We start from the raw sequence: 22,438 nt of genomic DNA, 5'->3' as shown, positions 1-22,438 counted from the left end.
GCCAGAGACTCCTGTAGGGTGTCGGCGCTCGTGTCTCGGCGAGGCTCGGCGACGCACGGGCGCGTGCGGGACCGCGAGGGACCGCGAGGGACCGCGTTGAGGGAGGATGAGAATGGCTGAGAAGATCGCGATTATCGGGCTGGGGTACGTGGGCCTCCCCGTGGCGCTCGCCTTTGCGAAGGCGTTCCCCGGGACGGTGGGCTTCGACATCCACAAGGAGAAGGTCGCCGAGCTCCAGCGCGGCTACGACCGGAACCACGAAATCTCGGAGGCGGAGCTCACGTCCAACCCGATCAAAATTACCAGCAACATCGAGGACATGCGCGGATGCACGTTCTTCGTCGTCGCCGTCCCGACGCCGGTCGACAAGAACAACGTCCCCGACCTCACTCCCGTCGTTCGCTCCTCCGAGTCGGTCGGCAAGGTCATCGGCAAGGGCGCCGTCATCGTCTACGAGTCCACGGTGTACCCAGGCGTCACCGAGGACATCTGCGGGCCGATCCTCGCGAAGGTGTCGGGGCTCGACCGCGCCGACTTCGCCCTCGGCTACTCCCCCGAGCGCATCAACCCCGGCGACCACGAGCACACGCTCGAGCGCATCGTGAAGGTCGTGTCCGGCGAGGACGACGCCACGCTCGACCGCGTCGCCGCGGCCTATGGCGCGATCATCACAGCGGGCATCCACCGGGCCCCCTCCATCAAGGTCGCCGAGGCCGCGAAGGTCATCGAGAACACCCAGCGCGACCTCAACATCGCCCTGATGAACGAGCTCGCGCTCATCTTCGATCGCATCGGCATCCGCACGGCGACGTGCTCGCAGCGGCGGGCACGAAGTGGAACTTCCTCAAGTTCTTCCCGGGCCTCGTGGGCGGCCACTGCATCGGCGTCGACCCCTACTACCTCACCACGAAGGCCGAGGAGCTCGGCTACCAGCCGGAGGTCATCCTCGCCGGCCGGCGCATCAACAATCACATGAGCGCGTACGTGGCGCAGCGCACCGTGAAGATGCTGATCAACCTCGATCGGCCGGTCAAGCACGCGAAGATCGGCGTCCTCGGGCTCACGTTCAAGGAAGACTGCAACGACCTTCGCAACAGCAAGGTCCCCGACATCCTCGTGGAGCTGCGCACCTTCGGCATCTCCCCGATCATCCACGATCCCATCGCGAGCGCGCCCGAGGCCGTGCACGAGTACGGGCTCACGCTCTCGTCGCTCGACGACTTCAAGGACCTCGACGCCCTCATCTTCGCGGTGAGCCACAAGCAGTACCTCGAGATGGGTCAGCCGAAGCTCGAGTCGTTGGTGCGCGAGGGGGGCGTGCTCATCGACGTAAAGAGCGCGCTCGATCCCAAGAAGGTCAGCCGCGGGCTGGACTACTGGAGCCTGTGAGTGTCGGAGGCCACCGCCGCGCCCGGTGAGCGCGGGATCTTGCGGCGCAACGCCGGCAAGCTCGTGGCTTCGGCGATCATCACCGTCAGCATCCTGGTCACCCTGCAGCGGGGCGGGCTCACGCTCATCCCGCGCGGGGTGTCCTTCCAAAACGTGCGCTGGTGGACCCTGCCCGCGTACGCGCTCACCTTTCTGGCGATGACCTGGTTTCGCGCCGTCCGCTGGCGCTACCTGCTGCGCTCGTTCGTCACCATCACGAAGAGCCGCGCGTTCGCGATCTCGTGCATCGGCTTCGCGGCGATTCTGCTGCTCCCCTTCCGCCTCGGCGAGCTCGTGCGGCCCTATATGGTGCGCGAGCCCGGCAAGGTGAGCCTCTCGTCCGCGACGGGCTCGGTCGTGGCCGAGCGCGTGGTCGACGGCCTGTTCCTCAGCGGCCTCCTCGCGGTGGCGCTCATCACCGTCCCGCACCTCTCGCCGCTGCCCGAGCAGGTCGTGGGGCTGCCCATCCGCGTGGCCCAAGTGCGCGCCAGCGGCTTCGTCATGTTGGGCGTGTTCGCGGCGGCGTTCGTGACCGTGTTCGTCTTTTATTTCGCGCGCGACTTCGCGCGTCGCGCCACGCTCGCGGTCTTCGGCCTGGTCTCGAAGCGGCTCGCCCTCAAGCTCTCGGAGATCGCCGAGAAGCTCGCCAACGGGCTCCACGCCTTCGGCAACGCGCGCGACGCCGGAGGCTTCCTCTTCGAGACCACCATCTATTGGGGCATCAACGCGTGCGGGATGTGGCTCCTCGCGTGGGGCTGCGGCGTGGTCCACGCCGACGGCTCACCCATCACGCTCGGCGAGAGCTGCGCCCTGATGGGCATGCTCGGGGTCACCATCCTCATCCCCGGCCCCCCCGGCCTCCTCGGCGTCTTTCAGGCGGGAATCTACGCGGGAATGTCGATGTATTTCCCCGAGAGCGTCGTGATCGGGGCAGGCGCAGCGTATGTGTTCTTGCTCTACGCCTCGCAGCTCGCCCTCAGCACGCTCGTCGGCGGCTTCTTCTTTTTCACCCACAAGGGCGCCGTCCGCGAGGCGCTCGACGCGCGCGCGCACGAGAGCATCTCGCCCCCTCCCGAGCGCGAGCCCGCCTCCTGAGCTCCGCAACGCGTCGCGTCATGGTGGGGGTGTGTGATCCGGTGCACGAAAGACTTGGCCGATGGCCGCGGAGGGGCTAGCCCTGAAGGCATGTTCCGCTGGTTGCTTCGCGCGCGCCTCGCGCTCGCCTCGGTCCCGCCGCTCGGTCCGGCCGGCGCCTCGGCGCTCGGCGCCGGGCTCGCGGTCGCGGCGCTGCTTTCCGGGCACGAGGCCACCGCAAAGGCCTCGTACGAGTCGGCGTACGGCTACGACCGCACCTGGAACGCCGCGTTCCGCATGATCCGGGTCGACCTCGGCTTCAAGGTCGTCGAGAAAGACGCGAACACCGGCTACCTGCTCTTCGAGTACAAGTCGCCGGAGTCGGGCGCGAAGGCCACCAGCGGCTCGATCGAGCTCATTCGCGGCGCCGAAGACGGCCCGGTCACGGTGGTGGTGCAGCTCCCACAAATGCCCCATCACCACGAGCAGGTGCTCATCAACAACCTCGCGCGGAAGCTCCGCGCGGAGTACGGCGAGCCTCCCGCGCGCGCCCCGCGCTCGAAGCGGCCTCCCGAAGACGCCGGCGCCCCGGACGCCGAGCCGTAACGACGGTCCCGGCGGCCGCCGTCACGAGCCCGGCAGCAGCGCCACGCGGCCGCTCGCCGCCACGCCAAGCCGGCGCGGCCCCACGAGACCGACCGACGGGCTCGGGCCCGAGGGCTCCGGCGTCTGCGCGTCGGCACAGCACCGAAAGCCGAGCTGGTAGAACGAGAACATCTCGAAGTGCGCGGTGGTCATGGGCCGGCAGCGAGTCCTCACCGGGCCCCAGTACCCGCCCTTCGAGCCGCTCTTGTACGGGTAGCCGCTCTCGTTGACGACCCACTCGTCGACGTTGCCCGCCATGTCGGAGACGCCGTAGGGGCTCACGCACGCCTCGCGGGCCCCCGACGGATCGCGCTGATCGAGCCGGGCGAACTCCGCCGCGCGCCGCTTCGGATCGAACATGGCCGCCGCGTTGGGCTCGGGGTGCGGCTTGTCGATGTTGCAGGCCTCGGCGTTGCGGGCGTAGCCGTACGGATACGGCAGCCGCTCCTGCCCCTCGCACGCGAGCGTCCACTCGCTGTCCAAACACAGCCGCTTGCCCTGGGCCTTGCACGCGTCGCGCGACTCGTACCAGGTGGTCCCGATCACGGGCCGCTCGCCGACCTTGTTCGGGTACTCGTAGCGGTCCATGCAGAAGTGCTTATGCACCGTCTTCGCCTGGCAGGCGCCGGTGGGCGCGAACTCCGCGCAGCGGAGCTTGGTCTCGGGGTCGAGCCAGCGGAGGCACCGCTGCTGCAGCGCCGGACAGTAATCGCCCTCGACCTCGACCATGCCGGTCGGACAGCTCGCCTGGAGCGCGTCCACCGGCGCCGGCGTGGTCGAGAGCTTGAGGCCGTTCGTGGCCGTGATGCCGAGCCAGCCGGGCCCGCCCGACAGCTCGGGCGCCGACGGCTCGGCGACCGCGGGCGGCGACTGGCCCGCCCAGACAGAAACCACAACGAATCCGAAGACCAAAGCCCCAAACTTCGAGCGCTTCATGACTTCTCTCCCCGATTTCCGGCGGTCTCGCCTTTTCATCGAAAAAGCAAGATGTTGGCCAACGTCTTTGATGTAACTTGTGAGGACGCCTGCGCCCGCGCGGCGCCGCCGCTCGGGCGAAGATCCGCTTGGGTTTCCGCGCGCTTCGAAGCGTACTTGGGAGACCTACATTGGGTCACATTTTCTTACATCTTTGAGGGCGCGGCTCTGCACGGCCCCTGACGCCGCGATCGCGCTCGAGCGAGGGTCGCGCCGGGGACCGCGGGCGAGCCGGGGCTAGCGCGCGCAGAGAGCCTGAAGCGCCTCGTCGCTCGTGTCGGGATCGACGCCGCCCGGCCCCGCGCACCCGCGCAGGCAGCGGGCCACCACCCGCGGCGCGGGGTGACACCGCACGAGCGCCCCGTCGACGCAGCGCGCGTCGTCGGAGTCGCACGCGGCGGTGGGGACGCGCGCAGGCGCGTCGTTCGGGACGAGCACGCCCACCACACCGTCCACGGGGACGGCGCGCGACGCCGTGCCCACACAGAGCGCCGCCTCGTGCCCCATCGAGAGCTCCACCCAGGCGTCCTCCAGCAGACAGCGCGGCGCCATGCCCAGCGCGCTGCACTCCCCGGCCCGCTCCGTGGGGCAGGCGCACCCCTCGGGGCGCCGGCACACTGCGGGCAGGTGTCCGCCCACCGCGCGCTCGAGCTCCCCCGCGCGGCACCGCACGACGCCGGCGGGGCAGTCGGTGCCGCCGAGGTCGACGCCCTGCGCCTGCGGCTCCCCCGCGCGATCGGTCAGGGCGCGCGCGAGGCAGCCTCGCTCACAACCCGCCGCGAGCAGGGAAAATAGCGCCACCGCGACCGAAGACGCGAGCGAGCCCGCGCGCCGTCGAGGTCGTTCCCTCGGAGCACGCGGGCTCGGTGTGCGCACGCGAACGCTCAGCTCTCGATGAAGCTCTTCAGCTGCTTCGAGCGGCTCGGGTGACGCAGCTTGCGGAGGGCCTTCGCCTCGATCTGGCGGATGCGCTCGCGCGTGACCTCGAAGTCTTGGCCGACCTCCTCGAGGGTGTGATCGCTCTTCTCGCCGATGCCGAAGCGCATGCGGAGCACCTTCTCCTCGCGAGGAGTGAGGGTCTTCAGCACCTTGCGGGTCTGGTCGGCGAGGTTGTTGTTGATGACGGCCTCGGCGGGCGACACCACGCTCTTGTCCTCGATGAAGTCGCCGAGGTGGGAGTCTTCCTCCTCGCCGATCGGGGTCTCCAGGCTGATGGGCTCCTTCGCGATCTTGAGGACCTTGCGGACCTTGTCGAGCGGCAGCTCCATCTTCTCCGCGATCTCTTCGGGCGTGGGCTCGCGGCCGTACTCCTGGACGAGGTACCGCGAGGTGCGGATGAGCTTGTTGATCGTCTCGATCATGTGCACGGGGATGCGGATCGTGCGCGCCTGATCGGCGATCGCGCGGGTGATCGCCTGGCGAATCCACCAGGTCGCGTACGTGCTGAACTTGTAGCCGCGCTTGTACTCGAACTTGTCGACCGCCTTCATGAGGCCGATGTTGCCCTCCTGGATGAGGTCGAGGAACTGCAGGCCGCGGTTCGTGTACTTCTTCGCGATCGACACGACGAGGCGCAGGTTCGCCTCGACGAGCTCGGCCTTCGCGCGCTCCGCCATGCGCTCGCCCGAGCGGATCTCGGAGTAGGTCTCGCGCAGCGCCTTGATGTCGAGCTGGAGCTCTTCCTCGACCTTCTTCAGGTTCTTCAGCGCCGCGGAGTGATTCGAGAGGACCTCCTCGGGGGCCACCGCGTGGCGGCGCTTGAACTTGCGCTCGGCGGCCACGTCGCCCTTGGCGGCGCGCGCCTCCTTGCGGAGCTGCTCCATGTCGACGCCGGTGCGCTTCTCGAGCTCGGTGGAGCCGCTCTCCGCGCGCTCGACCTTCTGGATCAGCGTGCGCAGCTTGAGGACGATCTTGTCGATGGTCTTCTTGTTGAGGCGCATCTCCTCGAGCGTCTCGACCATCTTGGTGTGGTTCGCGACGATCTCCGCGTCGAGGCCCTTGCGACGCGAGGCGGCGGCGGTCTCGCGCTGCGCGGCGAGCTCTTGCCCGAGCTTGTCGAGCTGCTTGACCTTGTCGATCGAGCGGAGCACGCGGCGATCGGCCTCCTCCTCGTCGAACTCCCGCTCCTCGTCGTCGCCGTCGCGGACGATCTCGCGGACGCGGATCTTGTGCTTTCGGAGCTTGTCGCCGAGATCGATGATCTCGCGCACAGCGACCGGCGAGTTCAGGATGGCCCCGAGGATGCGGTGCTCGCCCTGCTCGATGCGCTTGGCGATCTCGACCTCGCCCTCGCGCGTGAGCAGCGACACGCTGCCCATCTTGCGGAGGTACATCCGGACGGGATCGTTCGACTTCGAGTAGTAGCTCTCGTCGTCTTCCTTCTCGCGGCCGTCCCGGGGGACGTTCTTCTTCTCGGCCGCCTCCTCTTCCACGATCCGCTTCGGCGCGATCTTCACCTGCGTCGCCGCGTCGACGATCTCGATGTCCTCGTCACCGAGGCCGCCCATCACGTCGTCCATTTGGTCGGAGGCGTCCCCGGGCATCGACTCGTTGACCTCGTCGTAGGTCATGAAGCCCTTCTTCTGGCCGTTCTCCTTGGGGTTCGACTCTTCTTTTCGGTCCCGGTTCTTCGTCGCCATTGCCGCCTTCTTCCACAAGCCGAATCGCGGGAGCGCGCCGCTCGCGCCCCCCGCTTTGGGTCGTCATCCCGAGCCGTCGCTCGTCGCTCGTCGCGTGCGCAGCGCCCGAGGGCGCGTCGCAGCCCAAGGTCGGGGCCCCGCTCCCCCGTCACTCTTTGATGCCTTGCCGCGCCTTCACGCGGCTAGCAGCCTCCTTCGCCAGTTCGGTTTGCGTCTCCCACTCGATTTCCGGCTTGTAATTTTCACGGGCGAGGTTTTCAGCCTCCTCGCCAAGGAGCAGGCTCTTTAGCTGTTTTGCGTTCTTGAGCAAGTGCCGTTTTGCGTCCTCCTCGGTCTCGTGCAACGGGGCGGCGAGCCGGGAGGCGACGAAGCTGTGGAACGCTTCGTCGATTTGGGCAAGAAATTCAACACTATCGAGCCGCCCGGTGCGGCGATCCCAGGCCTCGCGGAGCGCGACGACGACGTAGACGCTCGGGCCCTTGACGAGGTCTTGCTGGAGCGTGGCGTCGACCTCCTCGTCGTCGAGCAAGGCGGGGTACTCGAGGAGCGCGCCGATGATTTCTCGTCGCTCTGCGGCGCCGCTCACGCGGCGAGCGATGCGCGCGTCCGCCGGCCGCTGCTGGGTCGGCGCAGTGTCTCCCTCCTCCGGGAGGCCCGGGCGGCGGGACCTCGGCGGCGGCGGTGGCTTGTCGGCGACGGCGCGCCGGACGGTCTGCTCGAGCGTGCGGAAGGCCTCGGGCGACCGCTGCAGGTCGAGCCGCCCCGCGAGCTGGTCGGCGTACGACTTGAACATCGAGCGCACGAGCGGGTTCGGCTCGTCGCGGAGGATCTGCGCCACCTCGCCCACGCGGCGCACGCGCTCGTACGCGTCGGCGGAGACGAACGAGGCGTCGAGCGCCTCTTCGATGAGGTGCTCGGTCATGCCCCGCGCCTGCGCCACGAGCTCGCGCACCGCGTCGGCGCCCCGCTCGCGCACGAGCTCGTCGGGGTCCACCCCCTCCGGCAGGGTGGCCACGCGCACGGACAGCCCCGCCTCGCGGAGCGGCGCCTGCGAGAGCCGAACGGCCTTCTTCCCCGCAGCGTCGCCGTCGAAGAGCAGCACGACCGCGGGCGCGAACCGACGGAGGAGCTTCGCCTGCTCGAGCGTGAAGGCCGTGCCGAGCGGCGCCACGACGTTCGTGACCCCGCGCGCGTGGAGCGAGACGACGTCGAAGTTGCCCTCGACGACGAGCGCCTCCTCCGCCGCGCGGATGGCGTGGCGCGCCGCGTGGACGCCGAACAGCATGGCCCCCTTCGTGTAGATCGGGGTCTCCGGCGAGTTGATGTACTTTGCAGGTTTATCGTCGCGGCGGGTGTCGGTGGGGTGTGGCGCGAGGGCGCGCCCGCTGAAGGCCACGACGCGCGACTGCGGGTCGACCACGGCGAACATGAGCCGATGCCGGAAGCGGTCGTAGTGGCCGGCGCCGCTCGACTTGGGCACGAGCAGCCCGGCGGTCTCGGCCACGAGCGGAGAGATGCCCTGCGCCCGAAGGAAGCGCGCGAGCCCGTCCCACTCGGGCGGCGCGTAGCCGAGTCGGAAGGCCTGGAGCGCCTGGTCGGCCTCCGCGTCGTTCTCGCCGCCGGCCCAGCTCGGGCGCAGGCCGCGGCGCGCGAGCTCGTCGAGGGCGAGCTCGCGGTCGGGGTGCTCGCGGAGCTGTGCCTCGAAGAACACGGCGGCGAGCTGGCTCACCGAGTAGAGGTCGTCCTTGTGCCGCTTCTGGCGGTCGACCTCGGTGGGAGCCTCGCGCGACTCGTCGACCTCGAGGCCGAGCCGCTCGGCGAGCGAGCGCACCGCCTCCGGGAAGGTCGCCCCCTCGAGCTTCATCACGAAGTCGATCGCGGTGCCCGACTCTTTGCACCCAAAGCAGTGGTAAAAGCCGCGATCCGGGTTGACGTGGAAGCTCGGGCTCTTCTCCTTGTGGAACGGGCAGAGCCCCACGTAGGACTTCCCCCGCCGCTTCAGGCTGGGCACGTGCTCCCCCACCACGGCGAGTAGATCTGATCTCTCGCGAACGGCAAGGATGGTCTCGGCGGAGATCAAGGGGACACGTGGCTTACCGAGGCGCGCACGCGGGGTCAAGGCGCGACGGATTCTTGCCGGTCGCGACCCGTGGAGGTTACATCGTTTTCAGTTTGCGCGGCCCAGCCCGTGCGCTTGAATGGTCTGGCTGGACGCCGCACCGGACGCCGAGAATGGCCGCGACTCTCTCCTCCACCCACGAGCTCTATGCCCGCGCGCGCGCCAGCGTGCCCGTCAAGGTGCGCCTCGTGGGAGGGCTCCTCCCGCAGCGCAGCCCCGCGCGGGTGACCGCCCTCGTCGCCGTCACCGGGGGGCTCTTCGGGATCGTGTGGCTCGCCCTGCTGGCGCGGGACCTGAAGCGAACCACCCAGAACCCCGCCCTCCGGCCGGGGCTCGACTTGTTCCTCATGCTCGTCACCGGCGGCCTCTGGAGCTTCGTCGTGATCCACAGGAGCGCCCGCACCATCCACGCGGTGTCGATGTACTTCGAGCGGTCCCACGAGGACCGGTCCCGCGAGGTGCTGCTCTACTCGCTCGGTGGCCTCTTCTCGTTTGGGCTGCTCGCGCTGGCGGCCGTGTACGCCGTCCAAGAGCAGGCGAACGAGCTGTCGAGGCTCGCCGAGCGGCGCTCCGCCGAGCGGGCTCGCCGCGGCGAGCGCACCTCCGACCGCTTCGAGCTGGCGGAGCGTTGAGCCCCGCCGTTCCGTGCTATGCCGCGGCCTATGGTGCACGCGAACGCCCACATCGTGCTCGCTGACGGGACCGCGTTCCCCGGGGAATCGTTCGGGGCGGAGGGGATAGGTACGGGGGAGGCGGTGTTCTCGACCGCGCCCACCGGCTACGAGGAGTCCCTCACCGACCCGTCGTTCTTCGGCCAGCTGCTCGTCCTCACGAGCCCGGAGATCGGCAACGTGGGGGTCAACGGCGAAGACGCCGAGTCACGCGACCAGCGGCCCACGGTCCGCGGCCTCATCGCGCGAAAGCTCAGCCACACGGCCTCGAACTACCGCGCGAGAGAGCCCCTGAGCGCGTGGCTCGCCCGCCACGGGGTCGTGGGGGTCCAGGGCGTGGACACGCGCCGTCTGACCCACCACCTTCGGGACCACGGCAGCCAGATGGCGGCCTTCGGCACTGGCCCGCTCGAGGCGCTCCACGAGGCCGCGCGGGCCGCGCCGTCGATGGTGGGGCGGAACCTCGTCCCGCACGTGACGCCCCGCGAGCCCTACGCGTTCACCGAGGACCTCGGGGCGTGGCGCACGCGGCCGCAGGCCGCAGGCGGTCGGAGCCGCCGCGTGGTCGTGTACGACTTCGGGACCAAGAAGAACATCCTGCGCAACCTCGTTGAGCGCGGCTGCGAGCTCACGGTGGTCCCGGCGACCTTCCCCGCCGACGAGGCCCTCGCGCTCGCGCCCGACGGCGTCTTCCTCACCAACGGGCCCGGCGATCCGGCCGCCGCGGTCGACGTCATCGCGGTGGTCCGAGACCTCCTGAAGACCCGTGAGCGCGCCCCGGTGTTCGGCATCTGCCTCGGCCACCAGCTGCTCGCGCTGGCCCTCGGCGCCCGGACGTTCAAGCTCCCCTTCGGCCACCGAGGCGTCAACCAGCCGGTGCTCGACGTGGCCACGGGCCGGGTCGAGATCACCGCCCAGAACCACGGCTTCTGCGTCGACGAGGCGTCGCTGCCTGAAGGTGTGCGGGTGACCCACGTCCACCTCAACGATCGGACGGTGGAGGGGCTGTCGACGCGCGACGGGCTCGCCATGAGCGTGCAGTTCCACCCCGAGGCCGCGGCCGGCCCTCACGACTCGACGCGGTTCTTCGACCGGTTCATCGACGCGGTCGACGCGGCCGCAGACCGCCGCCTTGCGCATGTAGGCGGAGCTGCTACCGCATGAGGGTGCGCATGCAGGTGTCCCCCCCCACGCCGCTCGACACGCCTCCACACACGCCGGGTCAGGTCGGGCGCGCGCTCCTCGCGCGCCGCGCGGCCGGCCTGCTCGCGGGGCTCCTGGTCGTCACGTCCGCGTGCAGCGCCGCTTCTCCACGACCGTCGCGCGCCCAGGCCGACCCGGGGGACGACTTCTACGAAGAGGAAGCCCCCCTCGAGCCGAGCGAGCCCGACTCGGTGAACCCAAACGGTTTCCAGGCCGGGGAGCGCCCCGCGCCTCCTCCGGTCGACGCCGCGCCGCCTCCGGTCGACGCCACGCCCCCCCCGGTCGACGCCACGCCGCCTCCGGTCGACGGCGGCCGGCCCGATGCCTCCGTCGACGCGGGTCGGCCCGACGCCTCGGTCGACGCGGGCCCGCCGCCCAAGGTCTACTGCCCGCCGCTCGGCGCGGGCGACCTGGCGATCACCGAGCTTCTCCTCTCCTCGCGATCGGGCTCGGGCGACAACGCCGAGTGGGTCGAGATCACGAGCCGCCGGAGCGCCTGCTGGCTCAAGCTCGACGGGCTCGTGGTCGAGTCGCCGAAGGGAGCCGCTTTCGACACGGCGACCCTCCCCGCCGGCACCGAGCTCCCGCCCCTCGGGATCGTCCTCGTGGCTGGCTCCCTCGCCGGCGCGCGGGCGCTCGGTCTGCCCGAGCCCGTGTACGCCTTCGAGCGCACCGACGTGCTGAAGAACGACGGGGATCGCATCACCGTGCGCGCGGGCACGACGGTCATCGACCAGCTCGACTACCCGCCCTTCTCGAACGTCACGCCTGCGCGCTCGATCGCGTTCCCTGCGAACTGCCCTGCGGCGGTGCGCAGCGACTGGAGCCGCTGGAGCCTCACGTTCAGCACCTACGCGAGCGGCGCGCAGCGGGGGACACCCGGCCGGGACAACGTCGACGTCACCTGCTACTGAGCCTCCGCGCATGCCACCTACGCCGCCCGCGCCGCCCGCGCCCGACTCTTCCCGCGAGAAGACCATCTATTTCGTCAGCCTCGGCTGCCCGAAGAACCGCGTCGACTCCGAGGTCATGCTCGGGGTGGCGGCGCGCGAGGGGTACACGCTCGTAGGCGAGCCGGAGGCCGCCGACACGATCGTCGTGAACACCTGCGGCTTCATCGGCGAGGCAAAAAAGGAGTCGATCGACACCATCTTCGAGATGGCCGAGCTGAAGCGCTCGGGCGACTGCAAGCGGCTGGTCGTCTCGGGCTGCTTGTCGCAGCGCTACCCCGCGGAGCTCGCCGCGGAGATGACCGAGGTCGACCACTTCCTCGGCTCGAGCGACATGCTCAAGCTCGCGAGCGTCCTCCGCGGCAACGCCGACCGAGTGCTCGTGGGCAACCCCGCCGACTGGGTGGTCCGCGCGAAGGACCCGCGCGTGCTCACGCAGAGCCGCGCGAGCGCGTACCTGAAGCTCGCGGAGGGCTGCAACCGCACGTGCGCGTTCTGCACCATCCCCGAGTTTCGCGGGAAGCAGCGCTCGCGGCCCGCGGCGGACATCCTCCGCGAGGCGCGCGCTCTCGCGAAGCAGGGCGTGCTCGAGCTGAACCTCATCTCGCAAGACACGGTCGCCTACGGCCGGGACCTCCCCGCCGCCGAGCGCGTTCCGCTGGCGAAGCTCATCGCCGACCTCGCCGACATCGCGGGCATCCGTTGGGTGCGTGTATTCTACCTGTATCCGGAGACCCTCGACGACGCGCTCGTCGACGTGCTGGCGAACCACCCGCGCGTGGCGAAATACGTCGACATGCCGCTGCAGCACGCGTCCGACGCGATGCTCCGGCGCATGAAGCGCGGGCACGGGATCGGTCGGCAGCGACGTGTGGTCGAGCGGCTTCGTACGGCCATCCCCGGCCTCACCTTCCGCACGGCGTTCATCGTCGGCCACCCCGGCGAGACCGACCAAGACTTCCAGGAGCTGCTCGACTTCGTGGGCTGGGCCGGCTTCGAGAGGCTCGGGGTGTTCCGCTACTCGGACGAGGAGAGCGCGAAGAGCTACCTGCTCTCCGACAAGGTGCCCGAGAAGGTCGCGCAGAAGCGCGCCCGCACCCTCATGGCGTTCCAGCGGAAGATCGCGCGGAAGGCGCAGAAGGAGCTCGTCGGGCGGGAGCTGGACGTCCTCGTCGAGGGCCCGAGCGAAGAGCACGAGCTCGTCATGCAGGGCCGGCACGCGGGCCAGGCGCCTGACATCGACGGCCACGTGTTCCTGTCGGGCGGAGAGTGCGCCCCCGGCGAGGTTCGGCGCGTGCTGGTCACGCAGGCGAGCGACTACGACCTCGTCGGCGAGCTGCTCGAGGCGGAGAGCCCGCGCCCCCGTCGCCGCCCGCGCGTGAGCCTCAAGGTCGTCCCGGCCTGACAACTGGGAACCCGCCGATCGCCAACAGAGTTGGCGGATCCCAGCGGTTGCGAGCCGTCTCGGCGCCGAAACGGCGGGCACGGTCCGTGCTAAGCCATGAGCATGACGACGGACGACGCCGGCGGCGCGCGCGGCGCGCGGCTCAAGCGCGCGAGGCAGGGATGGGCGCTCCCCGCGGCCCTCGCCGGCCGCCTGGCGCTCTCCGGAGCGTTTGCCGGGGTGATCGTCGGCTCGGGCGCGTCCACGGCCTGCGTGAGCCCCACCCTCCCCTTGCCGCCCCCGGAGCTGCCTTCGATCACGCAAGGCACCGAGCCCAACCGCTACGTGCTCGCGGCGGGCCCCGGCGGCGCCGAGGCGAACGCGTTCATCATCACCTTCAACCTGAACCCGGACCTGCCGCGCGAGCAGCGCGTCGCGGGCACCCAGGCCGACGAGGGCGGGCGCTGGCGCGTCGAGATCTGGGCCCGGCCCGGCGACCGCGTCGACATCACGCAGGAGGTCGGCACGTCGCGCTCGCCCTCGCTCTCGATCACCATTCCGCGCTGAGAATCTCGCGGCACGACCCCCGACTGCGCTACGCTGCGCGCCGGACTCGATGCCCTCCGCCGCGCGTTTTCGACTCGTGCTCACGCCGCGGCTAAGGCCGATCCCCGTCGCGCTCGCCTTGTCCCTCACAGCCGCCCTGCGAGGCGGCGGGCACCTCGACCCAGCGCCCGCCAACGCGCGCGTCGCGCTCGCCACGGCGCTCACCGCCGCCGGCCTCGACACGGCCCCCGAAGACGTCGCGTGGGCGGAGACACCGCGCGGTCCACTGCGCTCGCTGAGGGCCGCCGACCACGCCCTCGTGCGCGCGAGCGAGGGCACCGGCCCACGCGACCTGTACCTCGTGTTCGCGCGCCGGTCGCCGGAGGGCGTCTTGCTCGAGGTCGGAGCGTCGCACAACCTCACGCGCTCGGCCGCGATCGACGAGGACGCCCCGGTGGTCTCCGGCGAGCTCGCCGCCTACACGACCTCGCTCGATGGCGTCGTGAAGGCGCTCCACGTGCTCGACCTGCGCGGCCACGGCGGCGCGGAGGACCTCAGCGCCCTCCAGCGGGTCCAGGAGATGGGCACGGAGTGGCAGCAGACGGGCCTCCGACGCGGCGTCGTCCACGACGTCTACGCGCTCGAGCCCGAGGCGAAGCAGGTGGCCTTGTCGTGGTCGGGCGGCGTGCTCCGCGCGGTCATCGACGGCGGCGAGGTCGTGCGGGTCGACGCGAGCGGGCGCCGGGCCGTCGAGGGCGCGGCCCGCGTGCGCGTGACGCTCGGCGAGCGAGGCCGCCCCCCAGGGCTCGTGCCCTGGGCCGTCGACCGCGTCCGCGCGGTGCCCGCGTTCGGCGACGAGAACATGCAGGTCCTGAAGGCCGTCGCGTTCACGGCGCTCGACTTTCTAAAGCGCGGAAAGTCTGACGTTTTTGGCGCAGGCTCCGGCGCGTCGGAGGTGGAGAGCGACCTCGGGAGCCTCACGCAGCAGCAAGGGCCCGCCCGCGTCGTGGCGAGCACCGCCGACCCCGAGGTCGGGTTCCCGCCCGCCAAGATGGAGCCCATCCTCCAGCCCCCGCTCCCGAACGAGGGCGCGTGGATCTCGCTCGACAAAGATCCGTTCATCACCGAGGTGCCCGGCCTCCCGACGCCCTTCGTGCAGAGCTTCGTCCGCACCGACGCGCAACGCCCGGGCACGCGGGTCTACGTCACGCTTTGGGACTCGCGCGTCGTGGCGCTCCACATGGAGGCGGGGACCGTGGAGCCCGTGAGCGCCACGGGCGAGGCGGGCCCCGGGATGATCCCGAGGGCGCCCGAGGTCATGCGCACGCTCGTGGCGGGCTTCAACGGGGGCTTTCAGGCCCAGCACGGCGAGTACGGCATGCAGGCCAACGGCATTCTCTACCTGCCACCCAAGCCGTACGGGGCCACCGTGATGGAGCTCCGCGACGGCACCACCGCGATGGGCTCGTGGCCGGCCACCACCGACGTGCCGGACGAGATCTTGAGCTTCCGCCAGAACCTCACCATGCTCGTCCAGAACGACACGTGGAACCCCTGGAAGCGCACCTGGTGGGGTGGCACTCCGCCCGGCTGGCACGACGCGATCCACACGACCCGGAGCGGGCTCTGCCTCACGAAAGAGGGGTTCTCCGCCTACCTCTACGGCGTGGACGTCTCGGCGGAGGAGCTCGGCCGCGCGATGCTCCGGGCGCGCTGCAGCTACGGCATGCACCTCGACATGAACGGCGGTCACGCCGGCTTCGAGTTCTACTCGATGGCGCCGGAGGCCGCCTACGCCCCGCTCGCGCGGCCGCTCCAGACCGATTGGGAGTACGAGGGGCAGGTCCGCGGGCTGCCCGAGTTCCGGTTCCGCGCGCGGCGAATGATCAGGAGCATGGGCCACATGAACTTCCCCCGGTACATCCGCCGGGACGAGCGCGACTTCTTCTACCTGACCGCGCGGCGCGTGTTGCCAGGGCCTCCGCTCGCGGGCGTCGTGGCGGGAGAGGGAGCGTGGCGGGTGAAGGGGCTGCCGCAGCACGGCTACCCGTACGCGATCGCGACGGCGGCCGTGCATCCCGAGGGCGCTCCAGGGGTCCGCCTCGGGGTGCTCGAGGTCGACCCGAAGGCCGTCGCGCTCGGCCGAGCCGAGGCGGAGGACCCGGGTACGGTGCTCGTGCTCGCCGCTCGCGCTGGCGCTCGCCCGACGGGCGGCGAGCTCCGACTCGCGTTGACGAGCGGCTCCTTCGCCATCGTCCCCAAGGACAAGGCGAGCGACGGTGTCTTGCTGGAAGGAAGTGGACGCCCCGTCGAGAGCACCCGAGCCGCCGTCGGCGTCCGCGACGAGGACGGCGTGCTGCTGCTCGCCGAGTGCGCCGCCGGACTCCCCGGCCCCGCCCGCGCGCAGGCGCTGGCCGCCGCCGACGCCTTGCTCTCGCGAGCCGGCGCGTCGCGTCGCATGTACCTGGCGGGCGACATGGCGGCGCTTTTGGGCGGTGGGCTCGGACTCGACGGGGAGCGCGATCCGGCCCCGCACGGGCCGCCAACGGCCCGCCTGGTGCGCAAGGCGATGCCCGGCGGCCGACCGCACTTCGACTCCACCCCGGTGGTGGACGTCGCGGTGTGGCGCCCCCTCCAGATGCAGCGGGTGCGCTACTTCGCGAAGCCGAAGGCGGCCGCCTCCGGCCCCTCGCCCACGGCCCCTCCAGCCCCCCCGACGCCCCAATCGCCGTAAGCTCGCCTTTCAGCGACCGTTTTGCGAGGATTGGTGCTCGTCAAGTCCGCCACGTGGCGCTAGCATGCGCCGCGCGGGCTGCCGGGAATTTTCTACGAAGGTCGACGAACCGCTACAACTCACGGTTTCGAGAGAGTTTTCATGTCAGACGAGAGCAAGAGCGGCGCCGACCTCGACATCTTCGAGGGGCTAGGGAAGAAGAACGCGAAGAACGGCGCCGGCTCGGCCGCTCCGCCGCCACCGCCGCCCATGGGCGGAAAGGTCGAGAAAAAGACCCTGATGGGGCTCGCGATCCCCGGCCCGCCGCCGCCGCCGCCCACGTCTGGGGGCAGCGCGCTGCCGCCTCCCCTTCCGAGCGGCCCCCCGGCGCCGCCGAGCGGCTCGTTCCGCGCGGTCGTCCCGAACCAGGGCAGCGCGCCGCCGCCTCCGCCTCCAGCGCGCCCGGGCCTGCCCGCCGTCTCCGGCCCCCCCGTGAAGTCGACGAGCTCGCCTCCGGCTGCCGCCGCCCCGCCGCCCGTTCCCGGCAGCAAGCCCGAGAAGACCAAGTCGAAGCGCTCCGGCGGCATCGACATGGACTGGGACGACGAGGACGAGGCCACCCACGTCTTCGACAAAGACCGCCGCGAAGACGAGGACGTCGAGGCAGCGCTGGCGGAGCTCGGCCAGAAGCCGCACGTGCCCGACTCGTTCCCCAAGTCCGGCGCCTCGACGCTCGTTGGCATGAGCGGCCAGCTCCCGCCCCCGCCCCCGCCCCTGCGCTCGGCGCCCCCCGGCGCGATGGCGCCTCCGCCGCCCCCGCCGCCCGGCGGCCCGGGGTTCCGCGCGAGCGCGCCTCCGCCGCCCCCTCAGTTCGGCGGCAACACGGCCCCCATGCCGATGCCCGGCGTGCCCTCCAGGCCGCCCGCGCCCGTCTCGGCGCCGCCCGCGCCTCCCACCGCGATGCCCGCCACCGCGCAGATGACCTCGCGCGCGATGGAGCAGACCGCGCTCGTCGCGCGCGCGCCGCAGGCCGAGGGCGGGAACCGCACCGGGCTCGTCGTCGGGCTCGTCGCCGGCGTGGCCGTCGTGGCCGGTCTGGCCGTGTTCTTCCTGATGCCACGCACGGGGGCGCTCGCCGTGAACGTCACCGACGCGAAGGGCGGGCCAGTCAGCCACGTCTCGGTGTTCGTCGACGGCACACAGGCACCTTGCCAGGTCGCGCCGTGCATCCTGGAGAAGCTCTCCTCGGGCGTGCACCAGGTGAAGGTGGAGGCCGACGGCTACGAAGTGCCGGCCGCCAAGGCGGTGACGGTCAACTCGGGGCAGAGCGCGACCGTCGACTTCAGCCTGGTCTCTGGTGGAAAGGGCGGCTCGGGCTTCAAGATCGCCGCCGCCCTTCCCGGGGTGAAGGTCTACGTCGACGGAAAAGAAATCGGAGCGCTCCCGCAGGAGGTCCGCGATCTCTCGCCCGGCGAGCACACGATCAAGCTCGCAGGATCCGACCGCTACGCCCCCTTCGAGAAGAAGATCACCGTCGCCAAGGGCGAGGTGCAGGACCTCACGCTGCCGCTGAAGGTCGTCAAGGGCAAAGCGACGATCAACCTCGGCACGGCCGGCGCGCGGGTCTACCTGGTCTCCGGCACCGACCGCCGCGAGTTCCCTACCCTGCCGATCTCGGTGGAGCTCGACCCGGCCAAGCCGTGGGTCCTCGAGGCCACGAAGGTGGGCTTCAACGACTTCCACCAGACCATCAGCTTCGAAGACGGCATGGCGGAGAAGTCGTTCTCCGTCACGCTCGACGCGAAGGGCTCTGCGACCGCCACGGCCCCCGCCGGCGGCACGGCGCCGACGACCGCCCCCACCACGGCGCCCACCGGCGCTCCGACCGGCGCGGCGACGGCCGCCAAGCCGCCTGCGGGCGAGGGTTTCCTCACGCTCAACTCGATCCCCGTGTCGAACGTCGTGCTCGACGGCAAGCCCCTCGGGCAGACCCCGAAGGTGAAGGTCCCGGTGAGCGCGGGCTCGCACACTGTGCTCTTCGTCAACGCGGGCGAAGGGCTGAAGAAGAGCGTGACCGTGGCCGTGAAGGCTGGCGAGAACAAGCCGGTCATCATGAAGCTCCGCGAGTAGCGGCTTGAAGACCACCGACGCGCAGGCGCAGGCGCGCGCGCACCGCGCGGTCCTCATCGTCGACGACGAGCCGGGCCAGCGCGACATGCTCAGCATCCTGCTCCGTCGCGACGGCTACGGCGTGACTGCGGCGCCGGGCTTCGCTGCCGCGCGCGACGAAATCATGAACGCTCCTGCTCCGTACGGAGTGGTCCTCACGGACCTCATGATGCCGGACGGCTCGGGGATGGACCTCGTGTCGCTCGCGCGGCGACGCGCCGACGCGACCGAGGTCATCGTCATGACGGCGCACTCCACAGTGGAGCACGCGCTCGACGCCATGCGCCGGGGCGCGTACGACTTCATCGCGAAGCCTTTCTCCACGGCCGAGCTCCGCGAGCTCGTGCGCAAGGCGTTCGAGAAGGGCGCGATCGTCGCCGAGAACCATCGACTGCGCGCGCAGGTCGACCGGCTCGACAAGAGCAGCGAGGGCCTCCTCTTCCGCTCGGAGGCCATGCGACAGATCCTCGAGCTCGTCGGCCGCATCGCGAGCTCGCGCACGACGGTGCTCATCACCGGTGAGAGCGGCACGGGCAAGGAGCGCATCGCGCGCGCGATCCACCGCGCGTCCGACCGCGCGAGCAGGCCGTTCCTCGTCGTCAACTGCGGAGCGATCCCCGAGCAGCTCATGGAGAGCGAGCTGTTCGGCCACGAGCGCGGAGCGTTCACCGGCGCCACGAGCCGGAGGCCTGGCATTTTTCGCGAGGCCGAGGGCGGGACGGTGCTCCTCGACGAGGTGGGCGAGCTCCCCCTCATGATGCAGGTGAAGCTCCTCCGCGTGCTCCAAGAGAGGAAGGTTCGCGGCGTCGGCGAGTCCGCCGAATCGCCCGTGGACGTGAGGATCCTGGCGGCCACCAACGCGGACGTCGAGGCTCACGTGAAGGCGGGGACGCTTCGCCAAGATCTCTACTACCGCCTGAACGTGCTCCGTCTCGAGCTGCCTCCCCTCCGCGCGCGGCGCGAGGACGTGGCCTTGTTGGCGAGCCACTTCCTCGAGCGATGCGCGCACGAGCACGACAAGCCGCTGCGAGGCTTCTCCCCCGACGCCCTGCGAGCGCTGGACGCCTACGCTTTTCCGGGCAACGTCCGTGAGCTCGAGAACATCGTCGAGCGCGCCGTCGCCCTGTCCAGCGGGAGCACGATCGGCCTCGGCGACCTCCCCCGCGAGGTGAGCGGCGCGGCGTCCTCGCCCACCCCCAGTCTTGTCCACCTGCCCGACGCGGGGTGCAACCTGGACGACGTCATCGGCGAGCTCGAGCGGCGCCTCCTCGTCGAGGCCCTGGAGCGCACGGGTGGCGTGCGCACCGCCGCGGCCAAGCTGCTCGGCATCACGTTCCGGAGCTTCCGCTACCGCCTTCAGAAGTACGCGATGGAGGGCGAGGAAGAAGACCCGCGAAGCGAGGGCGCGGAGCGGGGCTAGTCTCCTGGAAGCGTGATCCCTTCCAGAAGTCGCGCGGCTCGGCCTTTCGCCACAAGGGAGCGAGGGGGTGTCCCGTTTTCGGCGGCGGTGGGAGGATACTCATGTTCGAGGGTCGGCGTTCTCGCGCGGTCACACCCGAAACCACTGTCCCCTGAGCGCAAAGCGCCGCCTCCACCGCGCGGAACGACGTCCGAGTTGAGGACGGGCCCGCCGCCGCCGAAAACGGGGCACCCCATCGCTCCTCGGAATGACACCGAAGACCGGACTTCTGATACCAACCACGACTCCAGGCTGCTAGAGCGCCATTCGGCCGGAGGCTCACGCCTCGAACGCCGGCGCCCGCGGAGGTCGCGACGTCGACTCGAGCTCAGGGCGTGCCGAGCGCCGCGGGCCAGTCGACCGGGCACTCTGGCCGCGCGCTCGACCCGGCCCCGACGCACGCGAGCGCGGGCCGCGGGGGGCCGAGCAGGAGGAACGTGGTGTGCGAGACGAAAGGCATCGCGCGCCGCCGACGGCGGTCGACGAGGAGGCGCCGCCGCTCGCGCTCCTCCACCGACGCCGTGGAGTCGAGCCTCTCGAGCTGCCGCTGGATGTCGGAGCGCGCCTCGTCGTCCTCCGCGACCGCGTAGGCTCGCTCGAGAGCGCGACGTGCGGCCTCCCGCTCGCCCGTGCGGCTGAGCAGCGTGGCGGCGCCAAGCGAGCGGTCCGCCTTCGCCCCAAGCTCGACGGCGCGCACGATCGCGAGCGCACCATCGCGACGCCACTCGTCACGCTCCACCTCGCTCTCGAGCCAACCCGGAGCGAGATAGCTCACGAATTCCCCATAGTGCAGCCAAATGGCGGGGTCCCGCGGGTGCGACCTGGCCCCGCGCTCGAGGTACGCGCGCGCCGCCCGCGCGTCTTTGATGTCACCCTTCGGAGGCCGGTAGACGAGCAGGGTGTCTACATATTTGTAGATAGGAGGGAAGTCGTCGTCGAGCGCGATGATGCCCTCCAAGAAGCGGACCAGGTCTTCGTGCTCGAGCGTGCGCTTCTCGCTCCAATGACGGCCATACTCCACGAGCAGCTTCGCCCACAGAATGTCGCAGAGCGCCGAGCGGTAGCCCAGGGACATCGCCTTCAGCTCGCGCGGCGGGGGCAGCAGAAAGACGTCCGCCTTCGAACGCGCCCGCGTCGCGTCGCGCGCGAGCGCCGGCTGGAAGCCGACGATGCCGGCGAGCGAGAGTGCGGCCATGAGCCCGGCGACCAGGCCGGCGCGGGGACCGCTCACTCGACCTCCGACAGCACCGTGAGGCCCGGCTCGACGGTGACGGTGCGACCGTCGGTGCGGCCGCGGAGCTCGAACGTGCTCAGGTTGCCGTCCCCGTCGAGATCGCCGTGCGCGTGCGCCATGAGCTCCGCCTCGTGGCGATCGTACGCGAAGGAGAAGGCGTGGGGCGCGCCGTTCGCGACGGGCTCGAACCCGAGCGCCTTCCACGTGGGGTGATCCCACGTCCCTGGAGCCTCGATCATGAGCACGCCTCGAGGAACCTGCGCCGGCGTCATGGGCGCGGGCCCTGGCAGCTCACCGCCGTGGGCCTCTCCGTAGGCGATCGACGCCTTGCCGATGCGGGCGAGGCCCGAGACGGGCTCGGCGAGCCGAGAGGCGTGAAAGTCGCGGAGGAACGCGGGCACCGCCGCCGCGAGAACGGAGCCGACGACCGAGAATCCGACCGCAACCTGCATCATCGTGGCCCCGCGGCGAGCGGCGCTGGACGGCCGGCCTCGCGACCGCGAGCGCCGGTTCAAGGCGAGACCTCGCCCTCGGCTCGGGCCCGCCTTCGACCTCGGTTCGCCCCGGCGGGCCTCACGTCAGGTTCATTCCTCGGAGTCCTCCGTCACCAGGTTCCCGACCAGCGCGTGGGCGTCCGCGCCGGGCGTGATCGGAACGTAAAACATGGAACGCGTGCCGTTGCCGTTCAAGTCGCCCCGCGCGATCCCCTTCGCCTGCGCCTGAAAGCCGGTCCCCTCGGACGTGAAGCTGTAGGCGTAGTACTGGGGTTGCGCCACGCTGAAGCCGAGCTCCTTCCACGGCGAGCGGGCCCAGTCGGCCGACGACGACTGGTAGCGCTTCCCGCGCACGTCGAGCGGGTCGGCCGGGACGCTGTCCTTCGAGGAGGCGGGGAACCGCCGCATCGCGCGCTTCGCCGCGACCGTCGCGCCGGCGGGCTGCGCCGAGTCGGAGGTGTCGTAGTACTCAGCGGCCGCCTTGCCGAGCGCAGCGACCTCGCTCACCGCCTCGGTGGTCTTCGTGTGGCTGATGTAGCGCGCGGTCGCGTACATGCCGACCGCGCTGACGCTCGCCGCGACCACGACGAGATTCATCACGTCGACGAGCGTGACGCCGCGGGCCGCGCGCCAGCTCCGCCGCGCGTTCCACCGAGGGCGGCGCACCGTGCGGCCGTCGTGTTGGGAGCGAGTGGTCACCGTAGCGGGCAACAATATCCTACTTGCGCCCCGTTT

Annotated in this window: 17 protein-coding genes and 1 pseudogene; 11 read left to right on the top strand and 7 right to left on the bottom strand. The window is 70.8% G+C overall.

Annotated elements, in window-relative coordinates; all coding sequences use genetic code 11:
• Nucleotides 1-112 precede the first annotated feature (112 nt).
• From IPQ09_05385 to IPQ09_05375, 3 genes and pseudogenes are all read left to right on the top strand, one after another.
• A pseudogene (locus IPQ09_05385) lies at nt 113-1,389 on the top strand (nucleotide sugar dehydrogenase).
• Nucleotides 1,390-2,523, top strand: coding sequence for a flippase-like domain-containing protein (locus tag IPQ09_05380; protein MBL0193653.1), 1,134 nt, complete (start codon nt 1,390-1,392; stop codon nt 2,521-2,523).
• Nucleotides 2,524-2,613: 90 nt separating this feature from the next.
• Nucleotides 2,614-3,108 (top strand): hypothetical protein, encoded by a 495-nt coding sequence (locus IPQ09_05375; GenBank protein ID MBL0193652.1) that lies wholly within the window; start codon nt 2,614-2,616, stop codon nt 3,106-3,108.
• 21 nt (nt 3,109-3,129) lie between these two features.
• Here IPQ09_05375 and IPQ09_05370 read toward each other — a convergent pair whose 3' ends face one another.
• The 4 genes from IPQ09_05370 to dnaG form a co-directional block, all read right to left on the bottom strand.
• Nucleotides 3,130-4,083 (bottom strand): SUMF1/EgtB/PvdO family nonheme iron enzyme, encoded by a 954-nt coding sequence (locus IPQ09_05370; protein MBL0193651.1) that lies wholly within the window; start codon nt 4,081-4,083, stop codon nt 3,130-3,132.
• 276 nt (nt 4,084-4,359) lie between these two features.
• On the bottom strand, nt 4,360-4,923 hold the full coding sequence (locus IPQ09_05365; GenBank protein MBL0193650.1) for a hypothetical protein: 564 nt from the start codon (nt 4,921-4,923) through the stop codon (nt 4,360-4,362).
• 83 nt (nt 4,924-5,006) lie between these two features.
• On the bottom strand, nt 5,007-6,761 hold the full coding sequence (gene rpoD / locus IPQ09_05360) for an RNA polymerase sigma factor RpoD (protein ID MBL0193649.1): 1,755 nt from the start codon (nt 6,759-6,761) through the stop codon (nt 5,007-5,009).
• Nucleotides 6,762-6,909: 148 nt separating this feature from the next.
• The gene (gene dnaG, locus IPQ09_05355; GenBank protein MBL0193648.1) at nt 6,910-8,841 is read right to left on the bottom strand and encodes a DNA primase; all 1,932 of its coding nucleotides are present in this window, start codon (nt 8,839-8,841) and stop codon (nt 6,910-6,912) included.
• A 152-nt stretch (nt 8,842-8,993) separates the two neighbouring features.
• Here dnaG and IPQ09_05350 point away from each other — a divergent pair, with 152 nt between their 5' ends.
• From IPQ09_05350 to IPQ09_05315, 8 genes are all read left to right on the top strand, one after another.
• Nucleotides 8,994-9,512, top strand: a complete 519-nt coding sequence (locus tag IPQ09_05350; GenBank protein ID MBL0193647.1) for a DUF4234 domain-containing protein — start codon at nt 8,994-8,996, stop codon at nt 9,510-9,512.
• A gap of 30 nt (nt 9,513-9,542) precedes the next feature.
• A complete protein-coding gene (carA, locus tag IPQ09_05345; GenBank protein ID MBL0193646.1) occupies nt 9,543-10,715 on the top strand; it encodes a glutamine-hydrolyzing carbamoyl-phosphate synthase small subunit in 1,173 nt (390 codons plus the stop codon).
• A gap of 8 nt (nt 10,716-10,723) precedes the next feature.
• On the top strand, nt 10,724-11,668 hold the full coding sequence (locus IPQ09_05340; protein ID MBL0193645.1) for a hypothetical protein: 945 nt from the start codon (nt 10,724-10,726) through the stop codon (nt 11,666-11,668).
• 10 nt (nt 11,669-11,678) lie between these two features.
• Nucleotides 11,679-13,109: a 30S ribosomal protein S12 methylthiotransferase RimO gene (rimO, locus tag IPQ09_05335; GenBank protein MBL0193644.1), complete on the top strand. Its 1,431-nt coding sequence runs from the start codon at nt 11,679-11,681 to the stop codon at nt 13,107-13,109.
• Nucleotides 13,110-13,211: 102 nt separating this feature from the next.
• Entirely contained in the window at nt 13,212-13,655 is a 444-nt protein-coding gene (locus IPQ09_05330) for a hypothetical protein (GenBank protein ID MBL0193643.1), read from the top strand.
• Between the two features lie 49 nt (nt 13,656-13,704).
• A complete protein-coding gene (locus IPQ09_05325; GenBank protein ID MBL0193642.1) occupies nt 13,705-16,368 on the top strand; it encodes a hypothetical protein in 2,664 nt (887 codons plus the stop codon).
• A gap of 141 nt (nt 16,369-16,509) precedes the next feature.
• Nucleotides 16,510-18,477, top strand: a complete 1,968-nt coding sequence (locus IPQ09_05320) for a PEGA domain-containing protein (GenBank protein ID MBL0193641.1) — start codon at nt 16,510-16,512, stop codon at nt 18,475-18,477.
• A gap of 85 nt (nt 18,478-18,562) precedes the next feature.
• Nucleotides 18,563-19,936, top strand: a complete 1,374-nt coding sequence (locus IPQ09_05315; GenBank protein MBL0193640.1) for a sigma-54-dependent Fis family transcriptional regulator — start codon at nt 18,563-18,565, stop codon at nt 19,934-19,936.
• A gap of 367 nt (nt 19,937-20,303) precedes the next feature.
• Here IPQ09_05315 and IPQ09_05310 read toward each other — a convergent pair whose 3' ends face one another.
• The 3 genes from IPQ09_05310 to IPQ09_05300 form a co-directional block, all read right to left on the bottom strand.
• Nucleotides 20,304-21,206 (bottom strand): hypothetical protein, encoded by a 903-nt coding sequence (locus IPQ09_05310; protein ID MBL0193639.1) that lies wholly within the window; start codon nt 21,204-21,206, stop codon nt 20,304-20,306.
• Nucleotides 21,203-21,664 carry a hypothetical protein gene (locus IPQ09_05305; protein ID MBL0193638.1) on the bottom strand — a complete coding sequence of 154 codons (462 nt, stop codon included), beginning with the start codon at nt 21,662-21,664 and terminating at the stop codon, nt 21,203-21,205. The genes IPQ09_05310 and IPQ09_05305 overlap by 4 nt, the downstream gene beginning before the upstream one ends.
• Nucleotides 21,665-21,793: 129 nt before the next feature.
• Entirely contained in the window at nt 21,794-22,402 is a 609-nt protein-coding gene (locus tag IPQ09_05300) for a hypothetical protein (protein MBL0193637.1), read from the bottom strand.
• Nucleotides 22,403-22,438: the final 36 nt, after the last annotated feature.

The sequence above is a fragment of the Myxococcales bacterium genome (assembly GCA_016720545.1).
Taxonomy (GTDB): Bacteria; Myxococcota_A; Polyangia; order Polyangiales; family Polyangiaceae; genus JAAFHV01.
The sequence above is the reverse complement of the archived record's forward strand: the minus strand, read 5'-3'. Positions and strand labels throughout refer to the sequence as shown.